Source organism: Mycoplana rhizolycopersici (assembly GCF_013378445.1).
Classification (GTDB): Bacteria; Pseudomonadota; Alphaproteobacteria; order Rhizobiales; family Rhizobiaceae; genus Mycoplana; species Mycoplana rhizolycopersici.
Window position 1 is genome coordinate 217,101 of record NZ_JABXYK010000009.1, and the last position, 25,652, is coordinate 242,752.

The window sequence follows — 25,652 nt, forward strand, 5'->3', positions numbered from 1 at the left end:
CTGCAACGGCCAATGGCATCGCAGGAACACCATTCGGAAGGCCACAGCTACTTCCACATCCTCAAGACAATGGTCATGATCGGCGGATCGTCGCTGGTCAACGTGCTGTTTTCCATCGTTCGCAACAAGACGCTGGCAGTGCTGCTCGGTCCTGCCGGCATCGGCCAGGTCGGCCTGTATCAATCCATCGTCGACCTCACCCAGACACTTGCCGGCTGCGGCGTCGCCTCAAGCGGCGTGCGCCAGATCGCGGAGGCGACGGGAACGGGCGACAATGACCGGATCGCACGGACGGCGACGGTTTTGCGGCGAACGTCCATCGTCCTCGGCTTGCTCGGTGCCATCACCCTTGCGGCGCTCGCGCAACCGATCGCGCGCCTGACCTTCAGCGACGACCAACATGTCTATGGCGTTGCGCTGCTGTCGGTCGCCGTCGTGTTGCAACTCGCCGCCGGCGGGCAGGTGGCCTTGATTCAGGGGCTGCGCGATATCGGTGGTCTGGCGCGCATGCAGATCATCTCCGGGCTCGCATCGACTACGATCACCATCGTCCTCGTCTACATGTTCGGACCCAGCGCAATCGCGCCCGCCATCGTTGCCGGAGCTGCGGCACTGCTTGTGACGTGCTGGTGGTTCAGCCGTAAGGTGGCAATCAGTCCCCCCAGGATGACCTTCCGGGAGATCTGGCAGGAAGTGGTTCCGTTGATGCAGCTCGGCTTCGTTTTCATGCTGGCAGGGCTGATGGGATACGGCGCGTCCTATATCGTCAGGCTGTTCGTCCTCTGGGAAGAGGGCATCGCCGCGGCCGGTCAGTATCATGCCGCCTGGGTTCTGGGCGGCATCTATGCCGGCTTTATCCTGCAGGCGATGGGGGCGGATTTCTACCCCCGGCTGACAGCCGTCGCCAACGACCACGCTGCGGTCAACCGCCTCGTCAACCAGCAGACGCAGGTAAGCCTCCTGCTTGCGGCACCCGGCGTGCTCGCCACCCTGACGTTCGCGTCAGTGGCAATGTGGTTGTTCTACACTCCGGAATTCTACCCGGCCGCGAACATATTGCGCTGGATCTGCCTCGGCATGCTTTTGCGGATTATCGCGTGGCCGATGGGCTTTATCATGGTCGCCAAGGGCCGGCGGGTGATCTTCCTGGTGAGCGACGCTACGGCCTTTCTGGTGCATATAGGACTGGCATGGTTGCTCGTGCCACGCTTCGGCCCGATAGGTTCCGGCATCGCCTTCTTCGGCCTCTACGCCTGGCACTGCCTGTTCGTCTACTGCATCGCCCGCAAGCTGTCGCAATTCCGTTGGTCGCCGGCCAACCTTAAACTCACTATCCTGTTCCTGATGATCTCTGGGCTTGTCTTCTGCGCGACCGTCTACCTGCCGCCATGGCAGGGCATGGCCGTTGGGACACTGGCGACAATTCTCAGCGGCCTCTATTCGCTGCATTACCTCGTGGGCCTGATGCCGCCGGAATCGCTCCCTTCACCGATCAGGACATGGGTAGCCAAGTCCGCGGTATCCAAATCGGCCTGAAATCGCATCTGGCCCTGTAGCGCGGCAACGCACGAACGGCGCTGCCGCCTTTCGCATTGCCTTTCATGAAGTAGTGGCAAGCGAAGTACGGCCGCACAAACAACTCTCACACTGTCGGCGAATTCCCCGACCCCGGTTTCGACGGTTGCAACCCTGTGCGAGATAGCTGACGCAAAACGAAAAGCAGCCCGGACCGATCAGGCCGGGCTGCTTGTTGTGATTTTGTTCAGACGTCTCGCGAAAGCGGAGACGTACCTTCTCCTTCAGGCCAGAAACGCACCGCCGTTTTCCAGCATGGCCACCAGCCATGCCGGCAGCGCCAGCATTCGTGCCGCCCCTGCCATGACGGTGCGATCTGCACATGGCAGCCTGCAGATCTCGCGCAGTTGCTGCAGCACGGTGGCGAGTTCCGTCTCCGCCATCTGCGCATAAAGCGGCAGGACAATGGAGCGCTCCTGGGCAGCGACACTGCGCGGAAGCCTTCCGACCGTACGGTGTGTGCCGGGATCGGCATATGCTGGCTCGCGGTGGATCGTCATGATGCCCCTTCGCGTCGAAATACCCTGATCGAGCAGGGTCTGCATGACCTTCAGCTGGTCAAGCCTGTCGGAAAGGCGAAGGCAGTAGCTCTGCCAGTTGCTGCGGGCCCAGGACGGTTCGACGGGTGCCTGGACGCCCGGTATTGCGGCGAGCCCGTCCCGGTAGCGCTCCGCGAGGCGGCGGCGGGCCGACACGAGTTCCGGCAGCCTGGCCAGTTGAACGCGCCCGATCGCGGCCTGAAGGTCCGTCAGCCGGTAATTGTACCCTAGCTCCGGATAGCTCTCGAAGATGACGCGCTTCGAACCATGGCGCACGGTGTCCGGCACGCTCATGCCGTGCTGACGCCACAGGCGGAACTTTGCATCGTATTCGGGGTTCGCCGTCGTCAGCATGCCGCCGTCGCCCGTAGTCAGAAGCTTGCGCGGATGGAAGGAGAAGCAGGCGACGTCACCATGCGGCTTGCCGATCTTCTCCCAACGCCCGTCCCAAAGGATCTCGCTGCCGGACGCGCAGGCAGCGTCCTCCACGAGTGCGATGCCATGCCGCTTGGCAATGGGAACGATCTTCGCAAGATCGCAGGGCATGCCAAGCTGGTGGACGCACAGGATCGCCTTCGTACGCGGCGTAATTGCCGCCTCGATGGATGCCGGATCGATGTTGAAACCATCCGCCTCTATGTCGACGAAGACCGGTATGGCGCCGCAATAGCGAATGGCGTTTGCGGTTGCGATGAAGGAGTGGCTGACCGTCACAACCTCGTCGCCCGGCTCCACGCCCACGACCTGCAGGGCCAGATGAAGGGCGGTCGTGCAGTTCGATACGGCGCAGGCATGCCGAGCGCCGACATAGGTGGCGAATTCTTTTTCGAAAGCCGCGACTTCCGGTCCCTGCGTCACCCAACCGGACATCACCACCCGCCGGACGGCCTCGATTTCGAGTTCATCCATCATCGGCTTTGCTATGGGAATCGGAAACGTCGTCACGCCGCTTCTCCCTCCGCTTTCTCAACCTCGCGGCGCCACCAGTCGACGAGTCCTACGAGCCCTTCCTCAAGCGAAATTTCGGTGCGGAAGCCGAGCATTCGCTCCGCCTTGCTGGTATCGGCAAGCCGGCGTGTCACGGGGTTGACCTTGCGCGCCGGCTGAAACTGCGGCTCCACGCTGGAGCCCATGATGCGAACGAGCAGATGCGCCAGCTCGAGAAGGTTGGTCTCGGTGCCGCTCGCCACATTGAAGATTTCGTCGGTAACATCGGATTTCGCCGCCAGCATGTTGGCGCGGGCGATATCGCGCGCATGGACGAAGTCCATCGTCTGCAGGCCGTCACCGAAGATGATCGGCGGCAGGCCGGCCGCAATGCGCTCCATCCAGCGGATCATCACCTCCGTATAGACCCCATAGGCGTCCATGCGCGGCCCATAGACGTTGAAATAGCGCAGCGCAACGTAGCGCATGCCGTACATATCGGCAAAACTGCGCAGCAGCGCCTCATTGAAGACCTTGGCCGCACCATAGATCGTACGGTTGTTATAGGGATGATGGTCCTCGGTCGTGGGAAAGCTTTCTGCCAACCCGAGCACGGACGCCGACGAGGCGGCAACGACCTTCTGGACGCCGGCGTTGACCGAGGCCTCCAGGACGTCGAACGTTCCCCCCGCCAGAACTTCGAAGGCCAGACGCGGCTCTTCGGCGCACTGCGTGATCCGGATGGCCGCCTGGTGGAAGACGATGTCGACGCCATCAAGCACTTCAGCCAGCAGCCTTCGATCCCGTATGTCGCCCTCGATGACCGTCAACGGCGCTGCGGAGGCGGCGGCCTCGAGATTTTCACGTCGCCCGCGCACGAAATTGTCGAGAACAAGAATTTCGCGAGGCGCCTCACGTGCAACCAGATCGGCAATGTGCGAACCGATCAGCCCGGCGCCGCCAGTAATGAGTACCCGTTTATCCTTCATGTTTCGCCCCTTGCTTCCAACCCTGATCGCGACAGCCCATCGCGCCCGGCCGATGCGTTGTTTCACCATGGCCAGCGGCACCTGCTCCGCGGACCGGTCGTATCGCCCGGGCAGGCACCGGGGTGTCTTCTGCTGCGTCGCACCAACGGCTCTCTAATCGACGCAGGCGCTCGCCCGCACCGCCGTCACGACGCTTTCGACCTGCCTGACGGTCATCTCCGGATAGATCGGCAGAGAAAGAACCTCCCGGGCAGCCAACTCGGAAACGGGGAAATCACCGGGCCGGTAGCCGAGATCGGCGTGTGCCGCCTGAAGATGCACGGGAATCGGATAATGCTGGCCGAACTGGACTCCGCTCGCCTGCAGCCTATGCTGCAGGGCTGCGCGGTCGTCGGTGCGCACGGCATAGACGTGATAGACGTGCCGTCGACCGGCGATTTCGACCGGATGACGAACGTCACGGGAATCCGACAGCATCGCCGTATAGCGTGCCGCATGGGCGCGACGCATCGCGATCCAGTCCTCCAGGTGCCGCAGCTTCACGCGAAGGATGGCGCCCTGGATGCCGTCCATACGGTAGTTGAAGCCCTTGAGCACGTGATGATAGCGCTGCTCCTGTCCCCAGTCGCGCAGCATGCGTATCCGTGCGGCATGCTCGTCATTGCCGGTGACAACGATGCCCCCCTCGCCGCAGGCGCCGAGGTTCTTGCCGGGGTAGAAACTGAAACAGCCGGATACGCCGAGGCTGCCGGCGCGCCGGCCCTTGTATTCCGCACCATGGGCCTGGCAGGCATCTTCGATCACCGGCAGGCCGTGACGGGTGGCAATGGCCGCGATCTCGTCCATTTCGGCCATCTGGCCATAGAGGTGAACCGGCACGATCGCCTTCGTCCTCGGCGTGATTGCTGCCTCGAGTGCGGCCGGGTCCATCGTCAGCGTGACCGGTTCGACGTCTACGAAGACCGGACGGGCGCCGGTGTAGCAGATGGCCGAGGCGGTCGCGACGAAGGTGAACGGAACCGTCAAGACCTCGTCCCCGGGGCCGACGCCAGCGGCAAGCAGCGCCAGATGCAGCGCGCTGGTCCCGGTATTGACGGCGATCGCATGTCTTGCACCGCAATATTCCGCAAACTCCCGCTCGAAGGCTGCCACCTCATCGCCGAGCACATATTGCGCCGAGGCGAGAACGCCGAGGACAGCCGCATCGATCTCTTCCTTGATCGAGGCGTACTGGGCCTTCAGGTCGAGAAACGGGATCATGCGATCATCCTCGCCTGGCCAAGTTCGACGACGCGGCCGCGCTGGGCCAGCGATTGCGTCGCCGCCTCAAGGATCCGCACGACGCGAAGGCCGGCATGACCGTCGGCAACCGGCTGTTCGTTGTTCTCGACGCAGGATATGAACTGGCGCAGTTCGCGGTTCAGCGCCTCGGTCATGTCCAACTGCGGCGCGTACATGTCGCCGGTGCGGTACCCCACCAGCATCTGGTAGACGTCACCGTTGGTGTGCGGCCCGCCGTTGAGCGTGATGCCCTTGTCGTACACCTTGATCTTCTCACTGGGCTCGAGATCGTCATAGACGATCATCTTGCTGCTGCCGCCAATCAGGGTGCGGCGAACCTTCACAGGCGCCAGCCAGTTGACATGGATGTGAGCGATCAGCCTGCTTTCGAAGAAGAGGTTCAGATAGGCGATGTTCTCCGGCTCGCCGAGCACGTGGCTCATGCCCGTCGCGGAGACGGCCACGGGCTTTTCGCGCAGCACGTAATCCATGATCGAGAGATCGTGCACGGCAAGGTCCCAGATGACGCTGACGTCATGCTGGAAAAGCCCGAGGTTCACCCGCACCGAGTCGTAGTAATACATGTCGCCGAGCCCGTCCTCGACGATCTCACGCATCTTGCGCACCGCGCCGGTGTGCACGAACGTGTGGTCGACGGCGAGCTTGAGCCCGCGTCTTGCGGCCTCGTCCACCAGGCGGCGCGCTTCCTCGGTCGTCGCGGCCATCGGCTTTTCGACGAAAACGTGCTTGCCGGCCATCAGCGCCTTCATCGCGATCTTGAAATGCGTCGATACCGGGGTCGCGATCGCGATGGCATCGACGCGCGGATCGCGCAGTACCTCCTCCAGGTCGTCCGTGACCGCCACCGTCGGATAGCGCGCCTGGATCGGCGTCAGCCGTTCCTTGCGGATGTCGCAGACGTGGATGAGGCGCGCATCGGGAATGTCGGCGAGATTGCGGACGAGGTTCGGGCCCCAGTAACCGTAGCCCACGACTGCGATTCCGATCATCGTCTTCTCCTGCTGGGAATGGATTCCACCGAAGCATTCACATGACCGATCACGCGGGCGGGGACACCCGCCACGATCGCACCATCGGGAACGTCGCGCGTGACCACGGCGCCGGCCCCCACCTGCGCCCCCTCGCCGATCGTGACACCGGGGAGGATCGTGGCATTGCTGCCGATCGAGGCGCGGCGCTTCACGCATGTCGCAACGAGTTGCCAGTCCGCATCTGTCTGCAAGCTGCCGTCCGCATTGACCGCAAAGGGATAGACGTCATTGGTGAACATGACGCCGTGGCCGATGAAGACGCCGTCCTCGATGGTCACCCCTTCGCAGATGAACGAGTGGCTGGAAATCTTGCAGTTGCTGCCGACGAAGGCGTTCTTCTGGATCTCGACGAACGTGCCGATGCGCGATCCCTCGCCGATCGTGCAGCCATATAGATTGACCAGATCCGGGTGATGGATGATGACGTCGGAACCCATCTTGACTGTAGATGCGATCATGCCACGCGCCTTCGGCTGCTTCATCGACCTGGGCACCGGGTTGTTCGATCATAGCGGGCCGAAACTGTCCCGCCTGGCCGAGCTAAAACCAGCCCGCATAACGATAGCGGACCTCTTTTGGCCGCTACCGTAAAGCTTGCAAATATCGGTATGCGCCCAACAAAAGAGGTATGCGGGTGCCAGAGCTTTCCTACGTCAAGGATTAGAAGCGACCGGAGACAGCGCTAGACCGGCGCCACATTCCGGATAGCCATCACCGTTCATACGTCCAAATTCCGATCGCACATCAGAAACGGTATTGATCTTAACCGTCTGGAAGAAACGGCGACGCGTGAAGCTTGGAAGTGCAGAGATTGGCTGGCGACATCACCGTTCCACATCCGTCAGGAGGCTGTATCCGCGCCTGTCGTTAGCGATCCAGCCTGCCGACATTCACCGACACCGCGGTTGCGCGCCGTACTTCGAACCGGGAGGGTTAAAGGATGGACAACAAGCCTCAGCGAGCGAACCTCTAGATGTCGGAGAATCTCGCGCTCGCTCCCAAACGACGCCTTCCGACGGCAGATTTGCCAGGAGCACCCGACCCTGAGATCAACGCTGCGTTCATTCGGAGCAACAGCGACGCTTACGAATGGCTGGTCCAGGCCATTCAGGCAAACATGGGCACAGTGTCCGCCGAAGAGACACTGAAGAAAATCGAAGACGCGGCGCGCTTCGCCGGAGACTACCACACGGGCAGGTTCTGCGACGGCGCCATAGAGAATCTGGCTCTGCAGATCGGGCGCAGCCTGGATGATCAGTTCGCAGAATCGGAATTCGGCGTGCGCCGACATCCCGATAGCCCGCGCCGCGTACTTCATGTGAGCCACCGCGTCCTTGGTGTCGGGGGACATACGCGAACCATTCTGCACTGGACGCGCGCGGATAAGAGTTCCATCCACTCTCTTTTGCTGCTGAACCAGGGAGATGTGGAGGTTCCATCTTGGCTGGACGAGGCGATTAGGGACGGCGGTGGGCAGGTCCGTTCACTGCCCTCAGCAATTCCTCTCTTGCAAAAGGCGGTTGCCCTGCGGGACCATGCCAGAACCAACGCGGATCTCGTCATTCTTCATCATTTTGCATCGGACATCGTTCCGACCGTCGCCTTTGCAGGCCGGAACAACCCGCCGGTGGCCGTGTCCAATCACGCCGATCATCTGTTCTGGCTCGGAAGTTCGGTTATCGACATCGCCATAAATTCGCGCAGCGCGTCATCGTCGCTGTCGCGCGGCAGACGTCAGATCTCTCGAAATGTCGTCCTACCGCTGCCGCTTGTCGACGACAGTGCAGATATTCGGAGAGCAGACGCGAGGGCCAAACTGGGAATTCCGGATGACGAACTTGTGATCCTGACGATTGCGCGGGCGGAGAAGTTCCGCCCCTGCCCGCCCTACGACTTCTTCGCCACCGTTGCCAGGATTCTGGATCGCGCCCCGCAGACCAGGCTGTATGTGGTGGGCGAGACGCTTGAAGGCATGCTTCCCCTGCTCAGCACCCAACCGCACCCCAATGTTCATTTCGTGGGATCCGTTGAGAACCACGCGGAGTATCGCGCTGCCGCCGATCTCTATCTTGAGAGCTTTCCCTTCGGGTCACTCACCGCACTGTTGGAGGCGACCCTGTCGAAACTACCCGTCGTACCCGCCTATGCACCTCTGCATCCGCTGCTGGTTTCCACCGACGACGCTCTCGAAACCGGGCTTCTCAATCCCAAAAGCGAGGAGGAATACATCGAGCGGGCATTGCATTTGCTTCAAGATTCCGAGCTGCGCCGATCGGAGGGAGAAATACTTCGAAAACTTGTCCTCGCCGATCACGTCGCGGATGGCTGGATGCGACGGCTCCGCGACGTCTATCGGGAGACCGACCGGTTGCGCCACGCCCCACACCCAATCGTGCCAGCGTCCTGTATCGTTGAGGAGGGTGACATGGAGTTGAGTATGTGGCAGGCAGTATCCCGCCGCAAAGCGGTCCGAGACGATCCCCTGCGCGAGGAGCAGCATGCGTTGCTGCATGCAGTCACCGCTCATGCATTCGTCGAGAACTATGCTGGAGTGCGAAGCATCGTGAGTCGCTCACTTTGGCGCGCGCCGCTACAGCGATTTTCCTGGCATCTGTTGGCAATCGGGCTGCGAAAGCACGCTGGTGGAGTGAAACGGCGCCTATGGAGCGTGTTTCGAAGCGGACGGCATGCGCCGTCGAATGATCGAAAGGCGTAAAGCCGCGTCACCAACCGCTGACACGCATACCAACCCTTTAGCGTAACATGGTCAACTTGCCGACAAACATGGTCTGAATGAGAATAGTTGCGAAGTTTGGAAACGCGCATCACGTCGCCTCCCGGGTCTGTGACGGAAACCAAGAAATGGATGCTTATAACGTGCGAGCGGGCGGCCGAACTGTAGATGCGGGCGCTGTTGAAGATCGGCGGATAGGGCCGCTCCTGCTAGCCGCAGATTCCGCCTTTTCCGTTCCATTGGCGACGTCGCTTCGGTCTCTTGCGGAGAGATCGCCGCTTTCATGGCCGCTGGAAGTCCATGTCCTCTACGACGGCATCAACGAGGAAGCCAGAAGGAAGATCGCTGCCTCCTTTCCGCTCGGCTCGATGGTTCTTCACTGGCACCAATTCGACCTGTCAGAACTTGTACGCGGATATTCGACTCTATCCCACGTCTCAAAGATGACCTATGCACGGCTCGTTTTGCCTCGACTGCTCCCGGAAGACTGCCAAAAGGCGCTCTATCTGGATGGCGACATCCTGGCATTCGACGACCTGTGGCAGCTATGGAGCACCGACCTCGAAGGCGCCGTTCTGGGCGCCGTCACCGATCGATGCCTCGATCCAACGGGACACGCGGGACTGCCGCGCGTCAAACGCTACTTCAATGCCGGCGTTCTCCTGATGGATCTACGAAAGTGGCGCAGCGAGAGGATTTCCGAGCGTGCATTCGACTATCTGGATCGTCATCCGCATACCCCATATTGCGACCAGGATGCGCTGAATGCAGCGTGCGATGGCCGATGGAAACAGCTCGACATGCGATGGAATTACCAATGCGGCCCGCTGGAAGAAATCGAAGGCAAGGCACAAAGCGGCGCGTTGTCCATCATCCACTTCGTGACGCCGGTTAAGCCCTGGCAGCCCGGCAACCTAAGTCCGAACGTCGCCTTCTATAACAGCTTCCGCGGACGAACTCGCTTCGTCCGCACACGGAGCGAATACGTGAAGCATGTTCTCAAGCGGACGGGCTACCAACTTCTCGAAAAATCGCCCACGCTTCGGATTTTCTGGCATAGGACGAAGGCCGTGGCTTTCTGGGCCGGCTCCATTCTTGCCAAGCCGAAATCGGGTAGACGCTCCAAGACCGGCCACAAGCGCACCCACGATCCGATGGGGCAAAGCTGACCGCATGTCCACGACACGCAGCGCCCCGCTCATCTCCGTCATCATCCCGACGTTCAACCGGCGGCGCTTCGTACCGGATGCCGTGGAAAGCGTTCTTCAGCAGGGCGTCGAGAGTACAGAGGTCGTCGTCGTCGACGACGGCTCGTCCGACGACACGCGGGAACTGTTCCGCAACCCACGCCCCGGTGTGCGTTATGTCTACCAAGACAATGGCGGCGTCAGTGCTGCGCGAAATCGCGGCGTCGCGGAGAGCAGGGGGAGACTGATCTCGTTTCTTGACAGCGACGACGTGTGGGCGCCCGGCAAGCTCCGCGCCCAGCTCGGCCTCGTGACGTCAAACACGGTCGTCAGTTTCCAGGGCGTCGCATGGTTCGCGGAGCGCGCCGAGGACGAACCGATGCTATCGCAGCCACAGACGCTGAAATGGCCAAGGACCGGCACAGACGGCTTCGTCCACGCGCCCATGCAGGACGTCGCCGAGGGGCGCTATTTCCATCTGGGAACGCTGCTCTGCACGCGAGAAGCCTTCATGGACGTCGGATGGTTCGACCCGGGCCTATGTCTTGGCGAAGACGAGGACTGGTTCAGCCGCGCATCACTGAAAAAGCGGTTCCACTATACGCCCGAACCGTTCCTCCGACGGCGCTTTCACGGCGACCAGACAAATCTCGACAGCGAAAGGTCGATCAACAGCCTCGTCACTGTGTTCTCCCGCATGGTGGCGAGAACTGCGGACCTGGATCCGAAGGCGCAGCGCGCGGCCAGCCGGCGGCTTGCCGCCAAGCTGTCGCAGCTTTCGAACTGCCTCATGATCCAGAACCGGAGGAAGGAAGCGGTCGAGGCCATGTCGCGGGCCTATATGTTGACACCCTTCAATCTGGCGAGGCTCGCCAAGATGACGATGATCATGGCAAAGCCCTTCTGATACCAAGTCTCGATGATAGGAGCCGGTCATATCGGTTCCTATCATCGAGACTTGGTATGAGACAGCGGCCCGGTGTCACATGCAACGAAACCCCGGGCGATGTTCTCGCCCGGGGTCTTCATTTCATGGAATTCACTGCGCAATGAAGCGCATCAGAACAGCCAGATGTCGTCCGCGGTCAGATTGTAGCCGTTGTCTAGGACAGCGACCTTCAGCTGTGCGGCAGAACCGGTGCCATCCTTGTCGAAGTACAGCGTGTCGCTGGCCTTGTCGAAGATGAAGCGGTCACTGCTGTCATGCGCCTTGGTGCCGGCATGGAACGCGCTGTCCTTCAGGGCACCCGTGGGACCGGAAGACACATCGAAGTATATCAGGTCGTTCGAGCCGAAGTCGGTGATGTGGTCCGGCTGATCCGCCTTCAGGCTTGCCTGCTTGAAGACGAACTTGTCGGCACCGCTGCCACCGGTCAGCTTGTCGTAGCCTGAGCCGCCGACGAGCGTATCGTTGCCCTTGCCGCCGTTGATCACGTCATTGCCAGCACCACCGAAGAGGCCGTTGTTGCCGGAATTGCCGATGATCTTGTTCGACAGCACATTTCCGGTGCCCATCAGGTTGAGCGTACCGGTCAGCTGCAGGCTTTCGACATGCGCGCCGAGCTTGTAGTCGGCACCGGACTTGACGAGATCGCGTCCACCGCCGGCATACTCGACGACGACGTCCTTGGAGTTGTTGACTCCGTAGATGTCGTTGCCCTTGCCACCGATCATCTTGTCGATGCCGCGGCCGCCATTGATGACGTTGCGGCCGCTATTGCCTTCAAGCGTGTCGTTGTGGCTGGAACCGGTCAGGTTTTCGATGCCGGTCAGCGTATCGCCCTGGGCATGCCCACCGGTTCCCTTCCCCGTCTTCAGGCTGACATCGACACCCTTGGACGAGCCCGCATAGGTTGCCGTGTCGATGCCGGACCCGCCATTGATGACGTCGGCGCCGGCACCGCCCTTGATGATGTCATTACCGCCGAGGCCGTTATAGGTCTCGCTGCCGCCGTTCGCCTGACCGGAGGACGGCATGACGTCGTTGCCCGACGAGCCGTCATAGACCGAGGACGGGGTCGGCTCTTCATCAAGGCCGGTATTGCCGTACATCACGGGCGAGTTGCCGTAGAGGGCATAGTCGCCCCAGTAGCCGCCGCCGACCTGGTTGTTGGTGATGCGGATCGAGGCATCATCAACCGGACCGCCGGAGAAGCTGTCGTCGAGATAGACGGTGTAGCCGCCGCCGACCAGGCGGTTGCCATCGACGGTGATGTTGGACAGGCCGCCGAAGTAGTTGTCCAGCATGATGGCAGACGTCTGGGTGTGATCGACGATAACCGTGTTCCCGGTGATCTCGATGTTGCTGCCGCTGTTCACCTCGATGCCGTCATAGTGCGGCGATCCGGTGTTCAGCAGACTGTGGATGTAGTTGCCGGTGATCTTCGAATTGCCGTCAACCGTGATGCCGTTTTCGACACCCGAGATATCGTTGCGCAGGAAAGTGCCCTGGCCGTAGATACCGTTGCTCGTGGTGCCGGTGCCATCGATCTCGCTGTCCTGCAGCGTGAAGCCGGTGGCGCCGGTTGCAACCTGCACGGCATGGTAGGCGCTGGCGACCACCTTGACGTTCTTCATGGTGACGTTGTCGGCCTGGATCACCACGTTGCCGTGGATTTCCATATTGCTGATGACGGCGTTATCCTGCGTCACCACATAGGTGCCGTTGTACTTCGTCAGCGACGTGCCGGCCGGGATGCCGGTGTTGTTGGCGTTCGGGAAGCCGCTGGAAGCGGCGGCGGCACTGGAGGACGTCGCAGCTGCGGCAGAGGCCGAAGCGCTCTTGGCCGAGCTTGCAACGCTTGCCGACGTCGTATCAGCGGCCGTGCTCGCCACCTCGACCGCGTCGGTCGACGTGTCGGTCGCCGGGTCGAGTTCGACTGTCGTGTCGGAAGTCAGAGACTTGGTCGACAACGTCGAATCGGTGGAACCGTCCTTTACGGTCTTTTCGTCTGCAGGCCGCAGACGGGTTTCATCAGTTGCCTTGATCGAGCGGGTATCCATGTACCCGCCAAGATCATCTTCATGATCCGTGATCTTTGAAAGTCTAGCGAAGACGTCTTCGATCGACTGAGCCGCAGTCTGGCTATTTTCGTTGATGGCATTGCCGAGGAGATCGACATGCTCGGTCCCGAGCACGGTTTCAGCCTTGAACCCGGCTTTGGTTACATCGCGAATTTTGCTTGTCACTGCTTCTTTTGCCTTTCTCCCCACCCTGAACCCTTTGGAGATGGTGGTAGTGCTTCGTGCGGAGCCGGTTAATAGTTATTGTTAATCCGGCGTTACGGCGGCGACTTTTAGTGCACGTTTTCGAGGGAGGCAACAGTATGAGGGCAGTAACACGCCCCTTCAGGCAGCCTCATTGCTGCCACATTATCTGCGCGAATCGTGTATTTATTTTTGAATTATTTGCAAGAATCGGAATTGCCAAAATTGAGGCAAGAATTCGATGACTATGCTATGCGAAACCTCCCATCGAGGGCTTCACCATGGGTACGATGCATTGAAATGATTTACATATTTCTAAAATAACAATTGCAAAATATATGGAAATGCGCGCCTGAGGTGAGACACGAAAAAAAATTGTGAATATCGCAAATTTGCAATCTTTGGGGGACGATTTCCCTCAACTCAATCGCTATACCGCCGGGAAGCTGCCAGAACTGCGCGAAAATGAGCGAATCACAATCGCGCTTGCGCGGCTTTGATTGAACTATTCGAGCGAAACGACCATTGCCGGCGTTTGTGAAGGCCGCATTCCCGGCGCCGCGAAGCCTGATATGGCGTATGGGCGGCCGAAGTCCCGACAGGCAACGTGCAAGAAAAGCCGTTAAGCCTATTCAGGAGCCTGATCATGCGAAAAGGCCACGTATCTGAATACGCGGCCTTCGCCTGTGCGGCGTGCTGTAGCAAGATTACTGTCCCTGTATCGCTTTCTGCTTCACCAACAGACGACGAAGGCTGGGGTAACGCCGGCCGACCGACTTTCGAACGCGCCGGACTTCATCACCTACCTGAAGGGCGACACGCGTTGGCATCGGCGCAAAGGAATAGTCCATGCGACGGCAGAAGGCCTGCTCGGTCCAATCCTGCTGACCGGGTTCCGTCAGCAGCGTGAAGACCGCCGCGCGGGAATCCAGCACCTCCTCGAGCCTCCAGGCTGGATCCGTGCGCATGAACCTGTAAGCGACCGAGACCGCGGGAATGGGAATGTCATCCAGAAGCAGGCAACCGCCAACCTTCAGCGCGCGCGTGACATAGTGCCAGTCCACGAGTGGATAGGGGAAGTGATGCGCGCCGTCGATGAATGCGACATCCAGGGACCGGTCCTTGCAGAGATCGGGAAGGACGTCGTCGGAGAAGCCCACAGCGAACTTCAGCCTGCTGCGATCGATGCCGTTGGCGTCGCAATAGGCAAGAACCCTCTCGTGCTCGCGGGGATCCGGGCTGAGGACGGTATGGTCACAGCCGATGGAGGCGAAGACGACGGTCGACACGCCGCAGCCGACCTCCAGCGTCCGGTCGGTCGGTTTAACCTTGTCCCGGATATACCGGAGCATCCCCACCGTGCAGTCCCAGCGGGCGTCTCCCCCCATGTGAAAGGAAGGCCTGTCCTGCAATAGCTTTTCGACAATCGACATGTCCTGTCCTCTCTGGCGACGCGGCAATGCCAGAACGCTATCGGAAAGCAGCAACGGGTACCATTCATCGAACAGGGGGGTTCAAATGCGCTTTTCGTGAAGTCGCGGTCGAATGTTTCCGGCAAATGCAGACCCTTTGGGTGCATCCCCCCATCGCAAGTCGTAGGCTTGCCTAACGCAACTGCGTTCGTTGCCTGCAAAGAGGCTGCAGGCTTAGACTGGGGTTGAGATGAGGCGGCCACACAAGGCAAGGCTGTTCGCTCCGGGGGACTTTCCATGAATACGTCGTTCATCCCTGCCATGCTCGGCGCCGGACTGCTGCTTGCCGGCACTGCCGCCGCGTCGCCATTTCCCGATGCGCGGAACACCGGCGTGAAGACCGATACTTCGCTCAAGCCCTACGCGGGCACGCTCTACATCTCCGACGACGGCACCGTGGTCGAGGGTCTGGAGATCACCGGCAGCGTCGTGGTGGATGCGAAGAACGTCACGATCAGGAACTCCCGCATCATCGCCGACACACCCTGGCATATCGTCTATATAAAGGAAGGCGTCGAAGGCTTTACCCTTGAGGACAGCGAGATAGACGGGCGCGGCAAGGCGGCGAACGGTGCGCTCGGGCGCGGCACCTTCCTGCGCAACAACATCCACGGCGTCGAGAATGGCCTGAACATCGACGGCCCCTCGCTGATCCAGGGCAATTTCATCCATGACATGCGCGGCGGGCCGGAGGCCCATTTCGACGGGATCGAGATCAACGGCGGCAAGAGCATCCAGATACTGGAGAACACCGTCCTCAACGAGAACGGCCAGACCGCGGCGATCATGCTGAACAACTATTTCCGCGGCCTCGCCGACATCACCGTCGACGGCAATCGCCTTGCGGGTGGCGGCTATACGATCTACCTCGACGGTCGCTTCAAGGGCGGCCCCGTCGATGCCGCCTCGATCCGCATCACGCGCAACGTGATGAGCCGCGGCCAGTGGGGCTTTTTCGCCCTCTACGGCAACCGGCCGGTACAATCCGACAACACCATCGAGGCGACGGGCGCGCCGATCGCCGGCAAATAGCGGCTCCCGATATCAACTCGGCCGAATGCTTTTATCTGAGAAGTCGCGGTTGGCTCCCGAGTGGCAGTTACCCGCGCCCGCTTGTAGCGGGCCTTGCTGTGCCTGCTCGACGAGGAGGCGGCGCACGCGTTGAAGGGGCAGTCGTCACACGGGAGCGAAGGTTTGCCACCGGGCCCGGTCTTGCGTCGAGAAGCCAGCTGCAACTGCCGAGCAGGAAGATAAAGAGAATGTAGGTGCTGCCCCAGAAATGCACCGTCCAGCCGACCAGAAAATATCCTGTCATCGTAATCAGGAATGCGGTCTTGTAGGGCAGCAGATCTTCGGGAAGTCCCTTCTTGAAGCCAATCGACCAGACCATGGAGCCGAAGGCGAGAAACATGAAGAAGGCAGCCGGGATCCCATAGATGACGGCATGGTACAACCAGAACATGTCAAGGCTCGGCGGCATCCATATCGGTCGCTCCCATCGATTGAAGCCGACGCCGAAGAGCGGATTGTTCATCGCCGACTGGGTACCGTACTCCCAGATGAGGATGCGGTAGTAGGCGGACGCCTGGTCGAAGGAGAAGTGAGTCAGATAGAATGCAGGAACGCTCTGGTTGGAGACCATCGAGATCAGCAGGTACATCGCCGCGATCCCGATCCACACCAGCTGCCAGCGATGCGCATAGTTTTTCAGGATCCTATCCCAGCCGATCAGCATGGTCTGGGCCATCAGCGCGGAAAGCGGGCCTGCCGAGAGCGAGAGGAATGCCGTGAACCATATGGCCGCGCTTCGTCTGAACTTCGTCACGGCCGACTGGCTCTGCCCCATGACGAGATGCACGAAGGCCAAGAGCGCGCCGCAGGTCACGCCATAGAGGATCGGATGCTCGAACACCGCCTGCACGCGCCGCAGGCCCCAGCGCGGCTCGTTCATCGTCGGCGGGTGCGAGGGCAGGAAGCGCTGAAAGAAATCGAGCAGAAAGGTCTGATGCGTCACCGCCTCATAGATCGCGAACGGAAGCAGCAGCGCCACCAGGACGAAGAGCACACGGATTGCGGCGAGCATCTGCGCCGCACTCCTTATAAAGCATCGGGCCAGAAAATAGGGGGCGACCGTTTCCACGAACATGATGCCGCCCGACTCGACGCCTGTCTCAAGCCCGTGGACAGCGGCAAGACTGACTGAGCACCAGAGACCGTAGCCGAGAATGGCGAAGTCGCTGACAAGCATGCGGCCCGCCTTGCCGTTCAGCCACATCACGAGACACGGCAGCAGCATGACAAGCAGCACCAGTCGGGTCGGCGACATGGTCACAGGACCGAGATACCAGTGAAACGGCAGAAAGAGGGTGATGGCAAAGACCAAGACGACGGGCGACAGGCGCGTGGCTGCGGAAGATCTCGACGCCTGCGCGGCACCCTGAGACGCGGACGCCCGCGTCGTCGCGCCCCTGAGCTCCCTGATGCGTCCGCGGGATACAACCGGGCGCGCAGTCGTTCCTATCCGTGTCGTCATTCGACGTATTCCCGCTGCGCGCACGTGCGCTCGTAATACCCTCGGCTTGGCCTCAGGAAGGCACTGAGGATCAAAGCCAAAAACCAGCCGGGCGTCGACCTGTTCAATAAGGGTATGCGGGCTTACGCGTGCTCGATCGGATGCAGGAGGGGAGCGGTCCGATTGCAAGAGCCGGTTGTCGCGAACGTTAGAAAGCAGCGGAAGGCTGACCCGATACGTCCAAAGACGAAATGTCGGGGCCGTGCGCAATGACCTAGATTGACTTCCAAAATGTGCGCATCGTTTGGGAGACGCTCCCGGGAGGATGCCCCGATTTCTGGGAACGCCCGCATGACGACAATGTCCAGAGTCGATTTCGCCTTTGACCGCGTCAGAAACGTGCACGACAAACTGCGCTGGGGCGTGAAGGCCGTCGGTGTCGGCGCGACCCTGCGTGGCGCAGGCCGGCTCGGTTCGCTGCTGCTGCGACGCCCACGGCACAGCGAGGTGCGACTGAGATGCGGGCCCGTCCTCGAATTCGGCTTTCCGGAGCAGGTTCCCTACGCGCTTTTGATGTTCGGAGACCTGATCGACCCGGAATACAACTTTCTGCGGCGCGTCGCCCGGCCGGGCTGGATCGTCGCCGACGTCGGCGCTGCAATCGGCCAGTTCACGACCTTTGCGGCGACGCTTCCATGCTCGGCCATTCACGCTTTCGAGCCGTCCGCTGCCAACATCGAGGCGTTGCAGCAGAACATTGCGCGAAATAGCGTCTCGCATATCGCGCACGTCCACCCGATCGCTCTTTCGAACGTCGAGGGCGAAGCGCGGTTCGGCACAGCTGCGAAAACCTGGGTCAGCGGCCTTAGCGCGAATGGCGAGGAGATCGTTCCGGTCAGAACGCTCACGGCCGAGTTCGAACGGCTGGGACTGACGCACGTCTCGGTACTGAAGATCAACGTCGCCGGATTCGAGCCGGGCGTGATCGAAGGAGGAGAGCGCTTCCTGGCAAACGGGGGGGCGGATATCCTCGTCCTCCTCCTCGGGCTTCCTTCCCTGCCGTGGTATGCGAAGCTTGCCGAATACGGCTATCGCTTCTTCTATTTCCATCCCGGCCAGAACACGCTTTTTGAAGTCACCGCGTTTGACCCGGCTTCCGTACTGGATCATCGCCCGTGGCCGGCCCGCCACATCCTGGCGGTCCACCAGAGGGCGATCGACGCCTATGTGGGCCCTATCCTTCCCATCCGTGCGCTTTCTGCATTCCAGCCGTAAATCCGATCCGCCGGCGCACGGTCGTCACACAACGGGTAACGCCCTTGCTGGCCATTGCAAGGGAGAGGTGGCAACTCTGGGAAGCAATCACCCCGCGGCGCGCACGACTTCGGTCCGTCCCTTCACGCTGCGGCCGCGCGTCAGGCTGCGCACGCCTCGCCGCAGAAGCGAGGCAAACAGCCCCAACGCGTGCAACGGATAAGCCCTCAGGCCGGCGAAGAGGAAGGGCAACGAACGCTTTTTCTTCCCGTCTTTGGCCAGGGCAATGGCAAGATCGATCATCATCCGCGAGCGTTGTTTCGGGCGGGTAGACAGAACGGCCCTGTTCTTGCGCATGATGCGGATCATGCCGATGGTCTGCTTGCGGGTGCTGGACGAAATGCTATCGCTCGAAATGAAGCCCAGCACAACCGGTTCCACATCCTCGTATACGCGCGAGCGCTGCACGAGACGGACTGCGAATTCCCAGTCCTCGTTGGCACGCGCGCAGGGGTCGAACCACGCCATGCTGTCGTAGCAATCGCGCCGAAACAGGGCGTTCTGCACGCTGATGCGGTTCTCCAGCAGAAAGTGCCCGAGCTGATCCTCGTCCAGCCTCAGGCGCCCCTCGGGCGACGGAGCATAGGCCACCTTGGCAGGACCGTAGCTGAACGTTGCGTCTCGACCGTAGACGATCTTTCCACCGGTGACGACCCGCACGTCACCGGGCAGCTCTGCAAAGAGGGCCATCTGGCGCATAAGCTTTCCCGGCAACCAGATATCGTCGCTGTCCTGGAAGGCTATATATCGCCCCTTCGCCGCGGCCAGCCCGGTGTTGCGGGCCGCGCCGGCACCACCGTTGGCGATCCTGCGGACATATCTGACCCGATCGTCGGCGAAGGAGCGCACCAAGCCCTCGACATCTTCAGTGGAGCAGTCGTCGACGACGATCAGCTCGATGTCGCGATAGGATTGGGTCAACACGCTCGTCATGGCCGCGGCCAGCGTGCGCGTCCGGTTGAACGTCGGCAAGATCACTGAGACGGTGGGTTCCATGAACGGTCCCTGCTAACGACCCGGCACGTTGGCCCTCCCCCTCACCGTGTCACCCCGATCAAGGGCGCCATGCAGGCTCGGGAGCAAATTGGGCCGAATCTAGCTGCAACGCCGGCAATTTGGGAAGACAGGCCAAAGCAGGCCCGGCGCTATCCGTTCGGATGGTGAAGGCAATGGCGTCATCACTAAACGGCGGACCTGAGAGCGAGCCCGACTGCAATCGGCCGGCGTCGGCCGGGGTGCGTCCGATCCACCCCGTGAGGTCGAGCGGGAGTAGCCCGATTGGCGAAGGTTCAACCTGAATCAAGGCGTCGCCCTTCCCCCCATGGACCGGTCGCAATCCGTCGAGCAGGGAGTGTCGCGCAATTTCGGTGCATAAGTCTGCTCAACAGGCATTTTCACAGCCATCCGAATTGACAGCGCTCAAGATTAAGGCAAGCATTTGGGGCATTATTCGATCAATATCCGTTACTCGAAGTCACTTTCAGTGAGTATTTTCGTTTCCGGCCCGGCACTCATCCTTTGGGGTATGCCCGGCCACGGCGCGGTCACCCCAGGTAGCCGGCTTAAGTGCCTAAAAAACCGGCGTTAGCCGGACATGGAGAGCGCAATTCTCTTCGCGCCAGTACGCCTTTAGAGGTATCCCCTTACACCCTCGGCATAGCCCTCTACTCTCAATGCCGTATGGCCTTGGAGACGGTGTAGCGACACGATTACAGCGTCGGGTTCGAATGCGACGCTAGGCAAGATCGTTATTATCAGGTAAATAAGCTATACCTCATACACAATACTCTTCCATTGCAAATCGTGAATATCCATCCAGTTCGGGGCATTCAAGTACAGTTGGGGCTAGCACGCATAATCCATTGTATCCCTGCGAGACAGGGCCAAGGTTTGCGCGCTTTTGTAGGGAGTATCACAGCCATGAACTCAACAATGATGTCTAATGGGAAAGAAATAGCCGGCAGCCTGATCCATTCCATTCCCCTCGATTCATCAAGCACAGTAAACAGGAAGACATTCGAGGACGCTCCTGCCACGAGAGATCGGTCGCTTCTGATTATCGACAACAGGGCTCTGGATCGGCAATGCCTTGCTCAATGCATTTCAGCGCACAAGATCGACATGGACGTCGTCGCCTTCGGATCCATGGAAGAATGGAAACGCAAGCGCCACGACTATCCGCCGCTCGCAGCCATCCTGCTCAATGTCGGCGGAAGAAAGATCGCCGAGCCGGCGATCTCGGAAGAGATCAAGAGGCTCGCCGCCGAATTCGAGGCGCCGCTCATCGTACTCGCCGATACGGATGATCTTGCGCAGATCATGAAAGCCCTAGAGTGCGGTGCCAAGGGCTACATTCCGTCATCTGTCAGCATCGACGTCTGCATCGAAGCCATTGCGTTGTCACTTGCCGGCGGAATTTTCGTACCCGCCAGCAGCGTCTTTGCCATGCGCCAGGTGCTCGAGACCGGCAACCCGGTCGCCCGGCCACTGGCCGGCATGTTCACGGCACGGCAGGCGGAGGTCGTCGAGGCCTTGCGGCGCGGCAAGGCGAACAAGATCATCGCCTACGAACTCAACCTTCGCGAGAGCACCGTCAAGGTACACATCCGCAATATCATGAAGAAGGTCAAGGCGACTAATCGCACCGAGGTCGCCTACAAGATCAATGACCTCTTCCCCTCGGACTTCTCAAGCGACTCCGCAAGTCGCATGGAACACTGACGGGATACACAGTCGCCTTTTCCTAGAGGCCTTCAAATTCCGGGCTTTCTCAGATTGAGAGCCCGGAATTGCTTTTTATAGCTTCTTTCCTCCACATTGGGCCGCTCATCGACCGAGCGTTGCCCCGCTTCTTTTTTCACATTCATTCTCATACTGCGCAAACAATGCCCGGGCTCATGTCACGTCAGTGTCTCGTATGCCGCATGTCTCGAACAATCGACCAAATAGAGCAGGCCAAAGCGGGACGCGGCATTCCTTTCAAAGTCCAGTCCCCTGAAACACCACGAGCGGCGTCCTGGAGAGGATCCAAAGGTCGGTTCCAAAGGACATCATTCCGAAATATCGCGTATCGTGTACCGCCCTTTCGGCGAAGCTGCAGCCGTTGCGCTCGCTGATCTGCCAAAGGCCAGTAAGACCCGGACGCATCTCATAATAGGCGGTACCGGGATACTGGGTCCGCTGCTCCGGCAATATCGGGCGAGGACCGACGAGGCTCATGTCGCCGCGCAGAACGTTCCACAGCTGGGGAAGCTCGTCGAGCGAATACTTGCGCAGGTAGCGGCCGACGCGCGTGATACGCGGATCCTCCTTGAGCTTCTGCGTGAGCTCCCATTCAATGCGGGCTGCCGAGTTGGACGACAGGTGTTCCTGCAGCTTGTCGGCCGCCTGCGGCACCATTGAGCGAAGCTTCCACAATTGAAACGTCTTCCCGTCCTTGCCGATCCTCGGCTGCGAAAAGAAGGCCGGCTGTCCGTCTGCGCGCACCAGAAGGACGAGAACACCGACAAGCGCCAGCGCGAATGGCGCAAGGGCAAGCGTCACGAAAATATCGAACAGTCTTTTCGAGGCGAGATAGATTGATCGCGAACCCACCGCCTGCGCCTGCGACATCGGTTGCGTCGCAAGCCTGAGCGAAAAGGGCAGGTGGTCTTTCGACATTACAGCCTCCGCATATGCTGGACATAGCTGCAAGCGCCGGGAACCATTGCGGCACCCAAGGGATATCCGGGCCGGCGGAATGCCAGCCTGGTTGACGTCAGAATTTTCGAAGGCGCTTGATTAAGGCTATATTAACCATCTGAAATGGCTTCACAATAAATCGCCGTTAGACAATTCGATCTAGGCTATCGGGATGAGGCTGCTCTACTTCGTTTGGCCGTTTGGATGCGCCCTGGCACATCCCGGAACAGCGCAGGGGAGTAGTCTCAGCCGGTCTCGCGGTTCCACTTTTCAACGAGGGACTTCGCGTTTCCGCGAAGGGCGAGGTTGAGCATAAGCCTCGCGCGGTAGAGCCGTACGCGGGTGACGCATGCAAGCGCGCGCAACCGATTGGCGAGGCCGGAAATCCGCTGGGTGCGGAGAAGCCGGATCGCTTCGAAGGCCGGGGAGGCAGCAACGACGGCGCAGTAGCAAAGCCAGCGGATTTTGGCAGCCAATCCGCCGCCGACATGCCGGAATTCGTGAGCGACATGCCTGTCCCACCGCCGTGCAAGCTCGGCAAACGACTTGCAGGACGGGGTCAGCACCTTCGCCTCCGGGAGAAAGGCAATGACATGGCCGAGCCTCGTCGCCCTTTGCCCCCATTCAGTGTCTTCCATCGTCGAGATGCCGCCGAACGGCCCGACGGATCGGAATACCGAGGTCCTGACAGCCATGTTGCCCGTCGCCGCGTAGCCATGCTTCTCCACGTATCGCTCGGCCCTATAGCTGTAGACGCTCTCATAGGCCTCGATCGCAGTGGGCCGATGCACATCCGTCATCAATATGGCGATATCGCCGCCGAGCAGATCGATCTCCGGCCGGTCACGCATCGCAAGGACGATCGAGCGAACCCAGCCCGGCTGCGCGACACAGTCAGCGTCGATGAAGGCCAGAAGATCCGCCCGTGCCAGGCTTGCACCAAGATTACGGGCGGGACCAGGCCCCGGGACGACCTCGCGAATGAGCCGCAGATCGGCAAAGCCGGCACAGGCCTCCTCCGGCATCCTCGCAGACCCGTTGTCGACCACGATGACTTCGAACGGAACATCGTCCGCCCGCTGCGCGTCCAGCGACAGGAGGCAACGCCGCAGATTTTCCGGTTCGTTCAGGTGCGGAATGACGACGCTGAGCTGATAGGCACTCCCCATGAGACTTCACCTCGGCTCGACCGTGCGCGTGCCCGGTCATCCGGGGCGGCTCTGCCGCAAGCATGGCCTTGCAGTACGACGGGTAGGAAGCGGGCTGTGCCTTGAACTTTGGGCGGAGTTCCTGCGCACGCCTTCGCCCATTGGAGAGCCCGGTTCGCAGCGAATGCCTCCTTTTCGCCTTTCGGCGGATGGAAGCGGGACGGTGGCGTCCCGATCCTGGGCGGACGACGCGACAGGGCCGCGGTCGCGGCAGCGATAAGGCATAGGTCGAACGATGCTACCCAAAGGGATTACCACTCGCCAAACGCGCAAGCAGCGCACCCACCATTGACGATCTATCGTGCGCTGCACAGCCGCCGGAGAATGGCAGCCGGCAATGGGGCCATTCTGACGATTCGCGTGGTTTACCAATGAGCAGCATGGATTTGCGCTACTATCTTTCTCTGCTGATCCGACGTCTTCCACTCGCGCTCGCCGTCGCGGTCGCGGTTTGCACCCTGATCGTCGGCTTCGCGTATATGTTGCCGACAAAATACCGGGCGAGCGCCAAGATCCTCGTGGAGGCGCCGCAAATACCTTCCGAGCTGGCGCGCTCGTCGCTTGCCGTCGGTCCAGTCGAGCAGCTGCAGATCCTCCAGCAGCAGATCACCACCCGCGACGACCTGCTCGCGCTGGCCGAACGGCTTGATCTTTATGCTGGCGCCGAGGTCGAGCCGCAGCCCGAAGACATCGTCGAGGACCTTCGCTCGCGAATCTCCTTCGATCAGGTGCTTCTGGATGCACAGGGACGTGACGTGAGCACGATCATCTTCGACGTCTCCTTCACCTCCGGCGATCCGGTGCTGGCCGCGCGCGTGGCGAACGAGCTGGCGACGATGATCCTCGCCAGAAACCAGCGCCAGCGTACCGACCGCGCCGGCAGCACGGTGCAGTTCTTCAACCAGGAGGTCGCGCGGCTCGGCACGCAGCTGAGCAAGCTCGAGGCGGACATCCTGAAGTTCAAGACCGAGAACAAGGACACGCTGCCCGAAAGCGTCGACTTCCGCCGCAACCAGCAAAGCAGCCTGCAGGAACGGGTCGTTTCACTGGAGCGCGAGGAAGCGGACCTGCGATCCAGGCGAAGCAGCCTGATCGCGACCTATACGAATACGGGGCGAATTTCGGACGCAGCACCCCTGACGCCGGAGCAGCAGATGCTGGCAGACCTCAACCGGGCGCTGGCCGAGCAGCTTGCAATCTTTTCCGAAACGAGCCCGAACGTCGCCGCCCTGCGTACCCGCATCGCGACACTCCAGGCAAAGGTGCTGGCGCGCCAGCCGAAGGACGCCGGCGTCAAGGACGACAAGCCCGACGGCACCGATATTACCTTCGGGCTGGATCTGCAGCTATCCGACATCGACGAGCGCCTGCAGGCGATCGACCGCGAACGGGAATCGGCAACGCGGCGCATCGACGAGCTGACGCGGTCGATTACGGCGACGCCCGCGAGCGAAACCGTGCTGAACGCACTGGAGCGCAACCGCGCGAACGTCCAGACACAATACAACGCGGCGATCGCCCGTCGGGCCGAGGCGTCGACAGGCGAGCAGATCGAAATGCGCAAGGACGGCGGACGTGTGTCTGTCCTGGAAGCGGCGACGCCGCCGCTCGATCCGGTCAATCAGAAGCGCTCGCGCATCATGATGCTTGGGCCGGTGGCGGGGCTCGGCCTGGGGCTTGGCGTGGCCTTCCTGCTGGAATTGATCAACCGGACCGTCCGCCGGCCGGTCGATCTGTCCAAGCTGCTGCAGACCCAGCCGCTTGCAACCATACCGGTTATCAAGCCAGCGTATGCGGCGGGATGGAGAAAGCGCAATCTCGCCGCCCTGTTCGTCTCGGCGAGCCTCGTGCCGGCCTTCCTCCTGGCATTGCACCATTTCTATCAGCCGATGGAGCATGCGATGCAACGGTTGATCGGGGGGGCGATCTAGGGATGACGCAGGGCACCAATCGTATCCGTAATTTGACCTCCAC

General features: G+C 60.8%; 19 protein-coding genes. 8 read left to right on the forward strand and 11 right to left on the reverse strand.

Features of this window, described 5'->3' with window-relative positions:
* The first annotated feature begins 12 nt into the window (after positions 1–12).
* Positions 13–1,536 carry an O-antigen translocase gene (locus tag HV823_RS16305; protein ID WP_176950784.1) on the forward strand — a complete coding sequence of 508 codons (1,524 nt, stop codon included), beginning with the start codon at positions 13–15 and terminating at the stop codon, positions 1,534–1,536.
* 263 nt (positions 1,537–1,799) lie between these two features.
* Here the strand turns inward: HV823_RS16305 and HV823_RS16310 are convergent, their stop codons facing one another.
* The 5 genes from HV823_RS16310 to HV823_RS16330 all read right to left on the reverse strand — a co-directional run bounded on the left by HV823_RS16310 (position 1,800) and on the right by HV823_RS16330 (position 6,821).
* Positions 1,800–3,026 carry a DegT/DnrJ/EryC1/StrS family aminotransferase gene (locus HV823_RS16310; RefSeq protein ID WP_176950819.1) on the reverse strand — a complete coding sequence of 409 codons (1,227 nt, stop codon included), beginning with the start codon at positions 3,024–3,026 and terminating at the stop codon, positions 1,800–1,802.
* Between the two features lie 29 nt (positions 3,027–3,055).
* A complete protein-coding gene (locus tag HV823_RS16315; RefSeq protein ID WP_176950785.1) occupies positions 3,056–4,030 on the reverse strand; it encodes an NAD-dependent epimerase/dehydratase family protein in 975 nt (324 codons plus the stop codon).
* A gap of 153 nt (positions 4,031–4,183) precedes the next feature.
* Entirely contained in the window at positions 4,184–5,290 is a 1,107-nt protein-coding gene (locus tag HV823_RS16320; RefSeq protein WP_176950786.1) for a DegT/DnrJ/EryC1/StrS family aminotransferase, read from the reverse strand.
* On the reverse strand, positions 5,287–6,321 hold the full coding sequence (locus HV823_RS16325; RefSeq protein ID WP_176950787.1) for a Gfo/Idh/MocA family protein: 1,035 nt from the start codon (positions 6,319–6,321) through the stop codon (positions 5,287–5,289). The genes HV823_RS16320 and HV823_RS16325 overlap by 4 nt, the downstream gene beginning before the upstream one ends.
* Positions 6,318–6,821: an acyltransferase gene (locus tag HV823_RS16330; RefSeq protein WP_176950788.1), complete on the reverse strand. Its 504-nt coding sequence runs from the start codon at positions 6,819–6,821 to the stop codon at positions 6,318–6,320. The genes HV823_RS16325 and HV823_RS16330 overlap by 4 nt, the downstream gene beginning before the upstream one ends.
* Positions 6,822–7,336: 515 nt before the next feature.
* Here HV823_RS16330 and HV823_RS16335 point away from each other — a divergent pair.
* The 3 genes from HV823_RS16335 to HV823_RS16345 all read left to right on the forward strand — a co-directional run bounded on the left by HV823_RS16335 (position 7,337) and on the right by HV823_RS16345 (position 11,191).
* A complete protein-coding gene (locus HV823_RS16335; protein ID WP_176950789.1) occupies positions 7,337–9,079 on the forward strand; it encodes a glycosyltransferase in 1,743 nt (580 codons plus the stop codon).
* A gap of 146 nt (positions 9,080–9,225) precedes the next feature.
* Positions 9,226–10,266, forward strand: coding sequence for a glycosyltransferase family 8 protein (locus HV823_RS16340; RefSeq protein ID WP_210270820.1), 1,041 nt, complete (start codon positions 9,226–9,228; stop codon positions 10,264–10,266).
* Positions 10,267–10,270: 4 nt separating this feature from the next.
* On the forward strand, positions 10,271–11,191 hold the full coding sequence (locus HV823_RS16345; RefSeq protein ID WP_176950790.1) for a glycosyltransferase family 2 protein: 921 nt from the start codon (positions 10,271–10,273) through the stop codon (positions 11,189–11,191).
* A 152-nt stretch (positions 11,192–11,343) separates the two neighbouring features.
* Here HV823_RS16345 and HV823_RS16350 read toward each other — a convergent pair whose 3' ends face one another.
* Both HV823_RS16350 and HV823_RS16355 read right to left on the reverse strand, forming a co-directional pair.
* Positions 11,344–13,473, reverse strand: a complete 2,130-nt coding sequence (locus HV823_RS16350) for a calcium-binding protein (protein WP_176950791.1) — start codon at positions 13,471–13,473, stop codon at positions 11,344–11,346.
* A 725-nt stretch (positions 13,474–14,198) separates the two neighbouring features.
* Positions 14,199–14,924, reverse strand: a complete 726-nt coding sequence (locus HV823_RS16355) for a class I SAM-dependent methyltransferase (RefSeq protein ID WP_176950792.1) — start codon at positions 14,922–14,924, stop codon at positions 14,199–14,201.
* A 276-nt stretch (positions 14,925–15,200) separates the two neighbouring features.
* Here HV823_RS16355 and HV823_RS16360 point away from each other — a divergent pair, with 276 nt between their 5' ends.
* Positions 15,201–15,995, forward strand: a complete 795-nt coding sequence (locus HV823_RS16360; protein ID WP_176950793.1) for a right-handed parallel beta-helix repeat-containing protein — start codon at positions 15,201–15,203, stop codon at positions 15,993–15,995.
* A gap of 67 nt (positions 15,996–16,062) precedes the next feature.
* Here HV823_RS16360 and HV823_RS16365 read toward each other — a convergent pair whose 3' ends face one another.
* Positions 16,063–17,496, reverse strand: coding sequence for an O-antigen ligase family protein (locus HV823_RS16365; RefSeq protein ID WP_176950794.1), 1,434 nt, complete (start codon positions 17,494–17,496; stop codon positions 16,063–16,065).
* Positions 17,497–17,826: 330 nt separating this feature from the next.
* On the opposite strand from HV823_RS16365, the gene HV823_RS16370 reads away from it, so the two are divergent.
* Complete coding sequence (locus HV823_RS16370) at positions 17,827–18,750, forward strand: FkbM family methyltransferase (protein ID WP_176950795.1); 924 nt, start codon at positions 17,827–17,829, stop codon at positions 18,748–18,750.
* 87 nt (positions 18,751–18,837) lie between these two features.
* Here the strand turns inward: HV823_RS16370 and HV823_RS16375 are convergent, their stop codons facing one another.
* Positions 18,838–19,785 carry a glycosyltransferase family 2 protein gene (locus tag HV823_RS16375; protein ID WP_176950796.1) on the reverse strand — a complete coding sequence of 316 codons (948 nt, stop codon included), beginning with the start codon at positions 19,783–19,785 and terminating at the stop codon, positions 18,838–18,840.
* 924 nt (positions 19,786–20,709) lie between these two features.
* On the opposite strand from HV823_RS16375, the gene HV823_RS16380 reads away from it, so the two are divergent.
* Positions 20,710–21,510, forward strand: coding sequence for a LuxR C-terminal-related transcriptional regulator (locus HV823_RS16380; RefSeq protein WP_176950821.1), 801 nt, complete (start codon positions 20,710–20,712; stop codon positions 21,508–21,510).
* Positions 21,511–21,768: 258 nt separating this feature from the next.
* On the opposite strand, the gene HV823_RS16385 is transcribed toward HV823_RS16380, so the two are convergent.
* Positions 21,769–22,449, reverse strand: coding sequence for a sugar transferase (locus tag HV823_RS16385; protein ID WP_176950797.1), 681 nt, complete (start codon positions 22,447–22,449; stop codon positions 21,769–21,771).
* A 266-nt stretch (positions 22,450–22,715) separates the two neighbouring features.
* Complete coding sequence (locus HV823_RS16390) at positions 22,716–23,639, reverse strand: glycosyltransferase family 2 protein (protein WP_176950798.1); 924 nt, start codon at positions 23,637–23,639, stop codon at positions 22,716–22,718.
* Positions 23,640–24,049: 410 nt separating this feature from the next.
* Between HV823_RS16390 and HV823_RS16395 the strand changes: the two genes are divergently transcribed.
* Entirely contained in the window at positions 24,050–25,609 is a 1,560-nt protein-coding gene (locus HV823_RS16395) for a GumC family protein (protein WP_176950799.1), read from the forward strand.
* Positions 25,610–25,652: the final 43 nt, after the last annotated feature.

Excerpts from the sequence above, each read along its gene's own strand:
- HV823_RS16305 (WP_176950784.1), top strand. The coding sequence starts at position 13 with ATGGCATCGCAGGAACACCATTCGGAAGGCCACAGCTACTTCCACATC.
- HV823_RS16310 (WP_176950819.1), bottom strand. The coding sequence starts at position 3,026 with ATGATGGATGAACTCGAAATCGAGGCCGTCCGGCGGGTGGTGATGTCC.
- HV823_RS16315 (WP_176950785.1), bottom strand. The coding sequence starts at position 4,030 with ATGAAGGATAAACGGGTACTCATTACTGGCGGCGCCGGGCTGATCGGT.
- HV823_RS16320 (WP_176950786.1), bottom strand. The coding sequence starts at position 5,290 with ATGATCCCGTTTCTCGACCTGAAGGCCCAGTACGCCTCGATCAAGGAA.
- HV823_RS16325 (WP_176950787.1), bottom strand. The coding sequence starts at position 6,321 with ATGATCGGAATCGCAGTCGTGGGCTACGGTTACTGGGGCCCGAACCTC.
- HV823_RS16330 (WP_176950788.1), bottom strand. The coding sequence starts at position 6,821 with ATGATCGCATCTACAGTCAAGATGGGTTCCGACGTCATCATCCATCAC.
- HV823_RS16335 (WP_176950789.1), top strand. The coding sequence starts at position 7,337 with ATGTCGGAGAATCTCGCGCTCGCTCCCAAACGACGCCTTCCGACGGCA.
- HV823_RS16340 (WP_210270820.1), top strand. The coding sequence starts at position 9,226 with ATGGATGCTTATAACGTGCGAGCGGGCGGCCGAACTGTAGATGCGGGC.
- HV823_RS16345 (WP_176950790.1), top strand. The coding sequence starts at position 10,271 with ATGTCCACGACACGCAGCGCCCCGCTCATCTCCGTCATCATCCCGACG.
- HV823_RS16355 (WP_176950792.1), bottom strand. The coding sequence starts at position 14,924 with ATGTCGATTGTCGAAAAGCTATTGCAGGACAGGCCTTCCTTTCACATG.
- HV823_RS16360 (WP_176950793.1), top strand. The coding sequence starts at position 15,201 with ATGAATACGTCGTTCATCCCTGCCATGCTCGGCGCCGGACTGCTGCTT.
- HV823_RS16365 (WP_176950794.1), bottom strand. The coding sequence starts at position 17,496 with ATGACGACACGGATAGGAACGACTGCGCGCCCGGTTGTATCCCGCGGA.
- HV823_RS16370 (WP_176950795.1), top strand. The coding sequence starts at position 17,827 with ATGACGACAATGTCCAGAGTCGATTTCGCCTTTGACCGCGTCAGAAAC.
- HV823_RS16375 (WP_176950796.1), bottom strand. The coding sequence starts at position 19,785 with ATGGAACCCACCGTCTCAGTGATCTTGCCGACGTTCAACCGGACGCGC.
- HV823_RS16380 (WP_176950821.1), top strand. The coding sequence starts at position 20,710 with ATGAACTCAACAATGATGTCTAATGGGAAAGAAATAGCCGGCAGCCTG.
- HV823_RS16385 (WP_176950797.1), bottom strand. The coding sequence starts at position 22,449 with ATGTCGAAAGACCACCTGCCCTTTTCGCTCAGGCTTGCGACGCAACCG.
- HV823_RS16390 (WP_176950798.1), bottom strand. The coding sequence starts at position 23,639 with ATGGGGAGTGCCTATCAGCTCAGCGTCGTCATTCCGCACCTGAACGAA.
- HV823_RS16395 (WP_176950799.1), top strand. The coding sequence starts at position 24,050 with ATGAGCAGCATGGATTTGCGCTACTATCTTTCTCTGCTGATCCGACGT.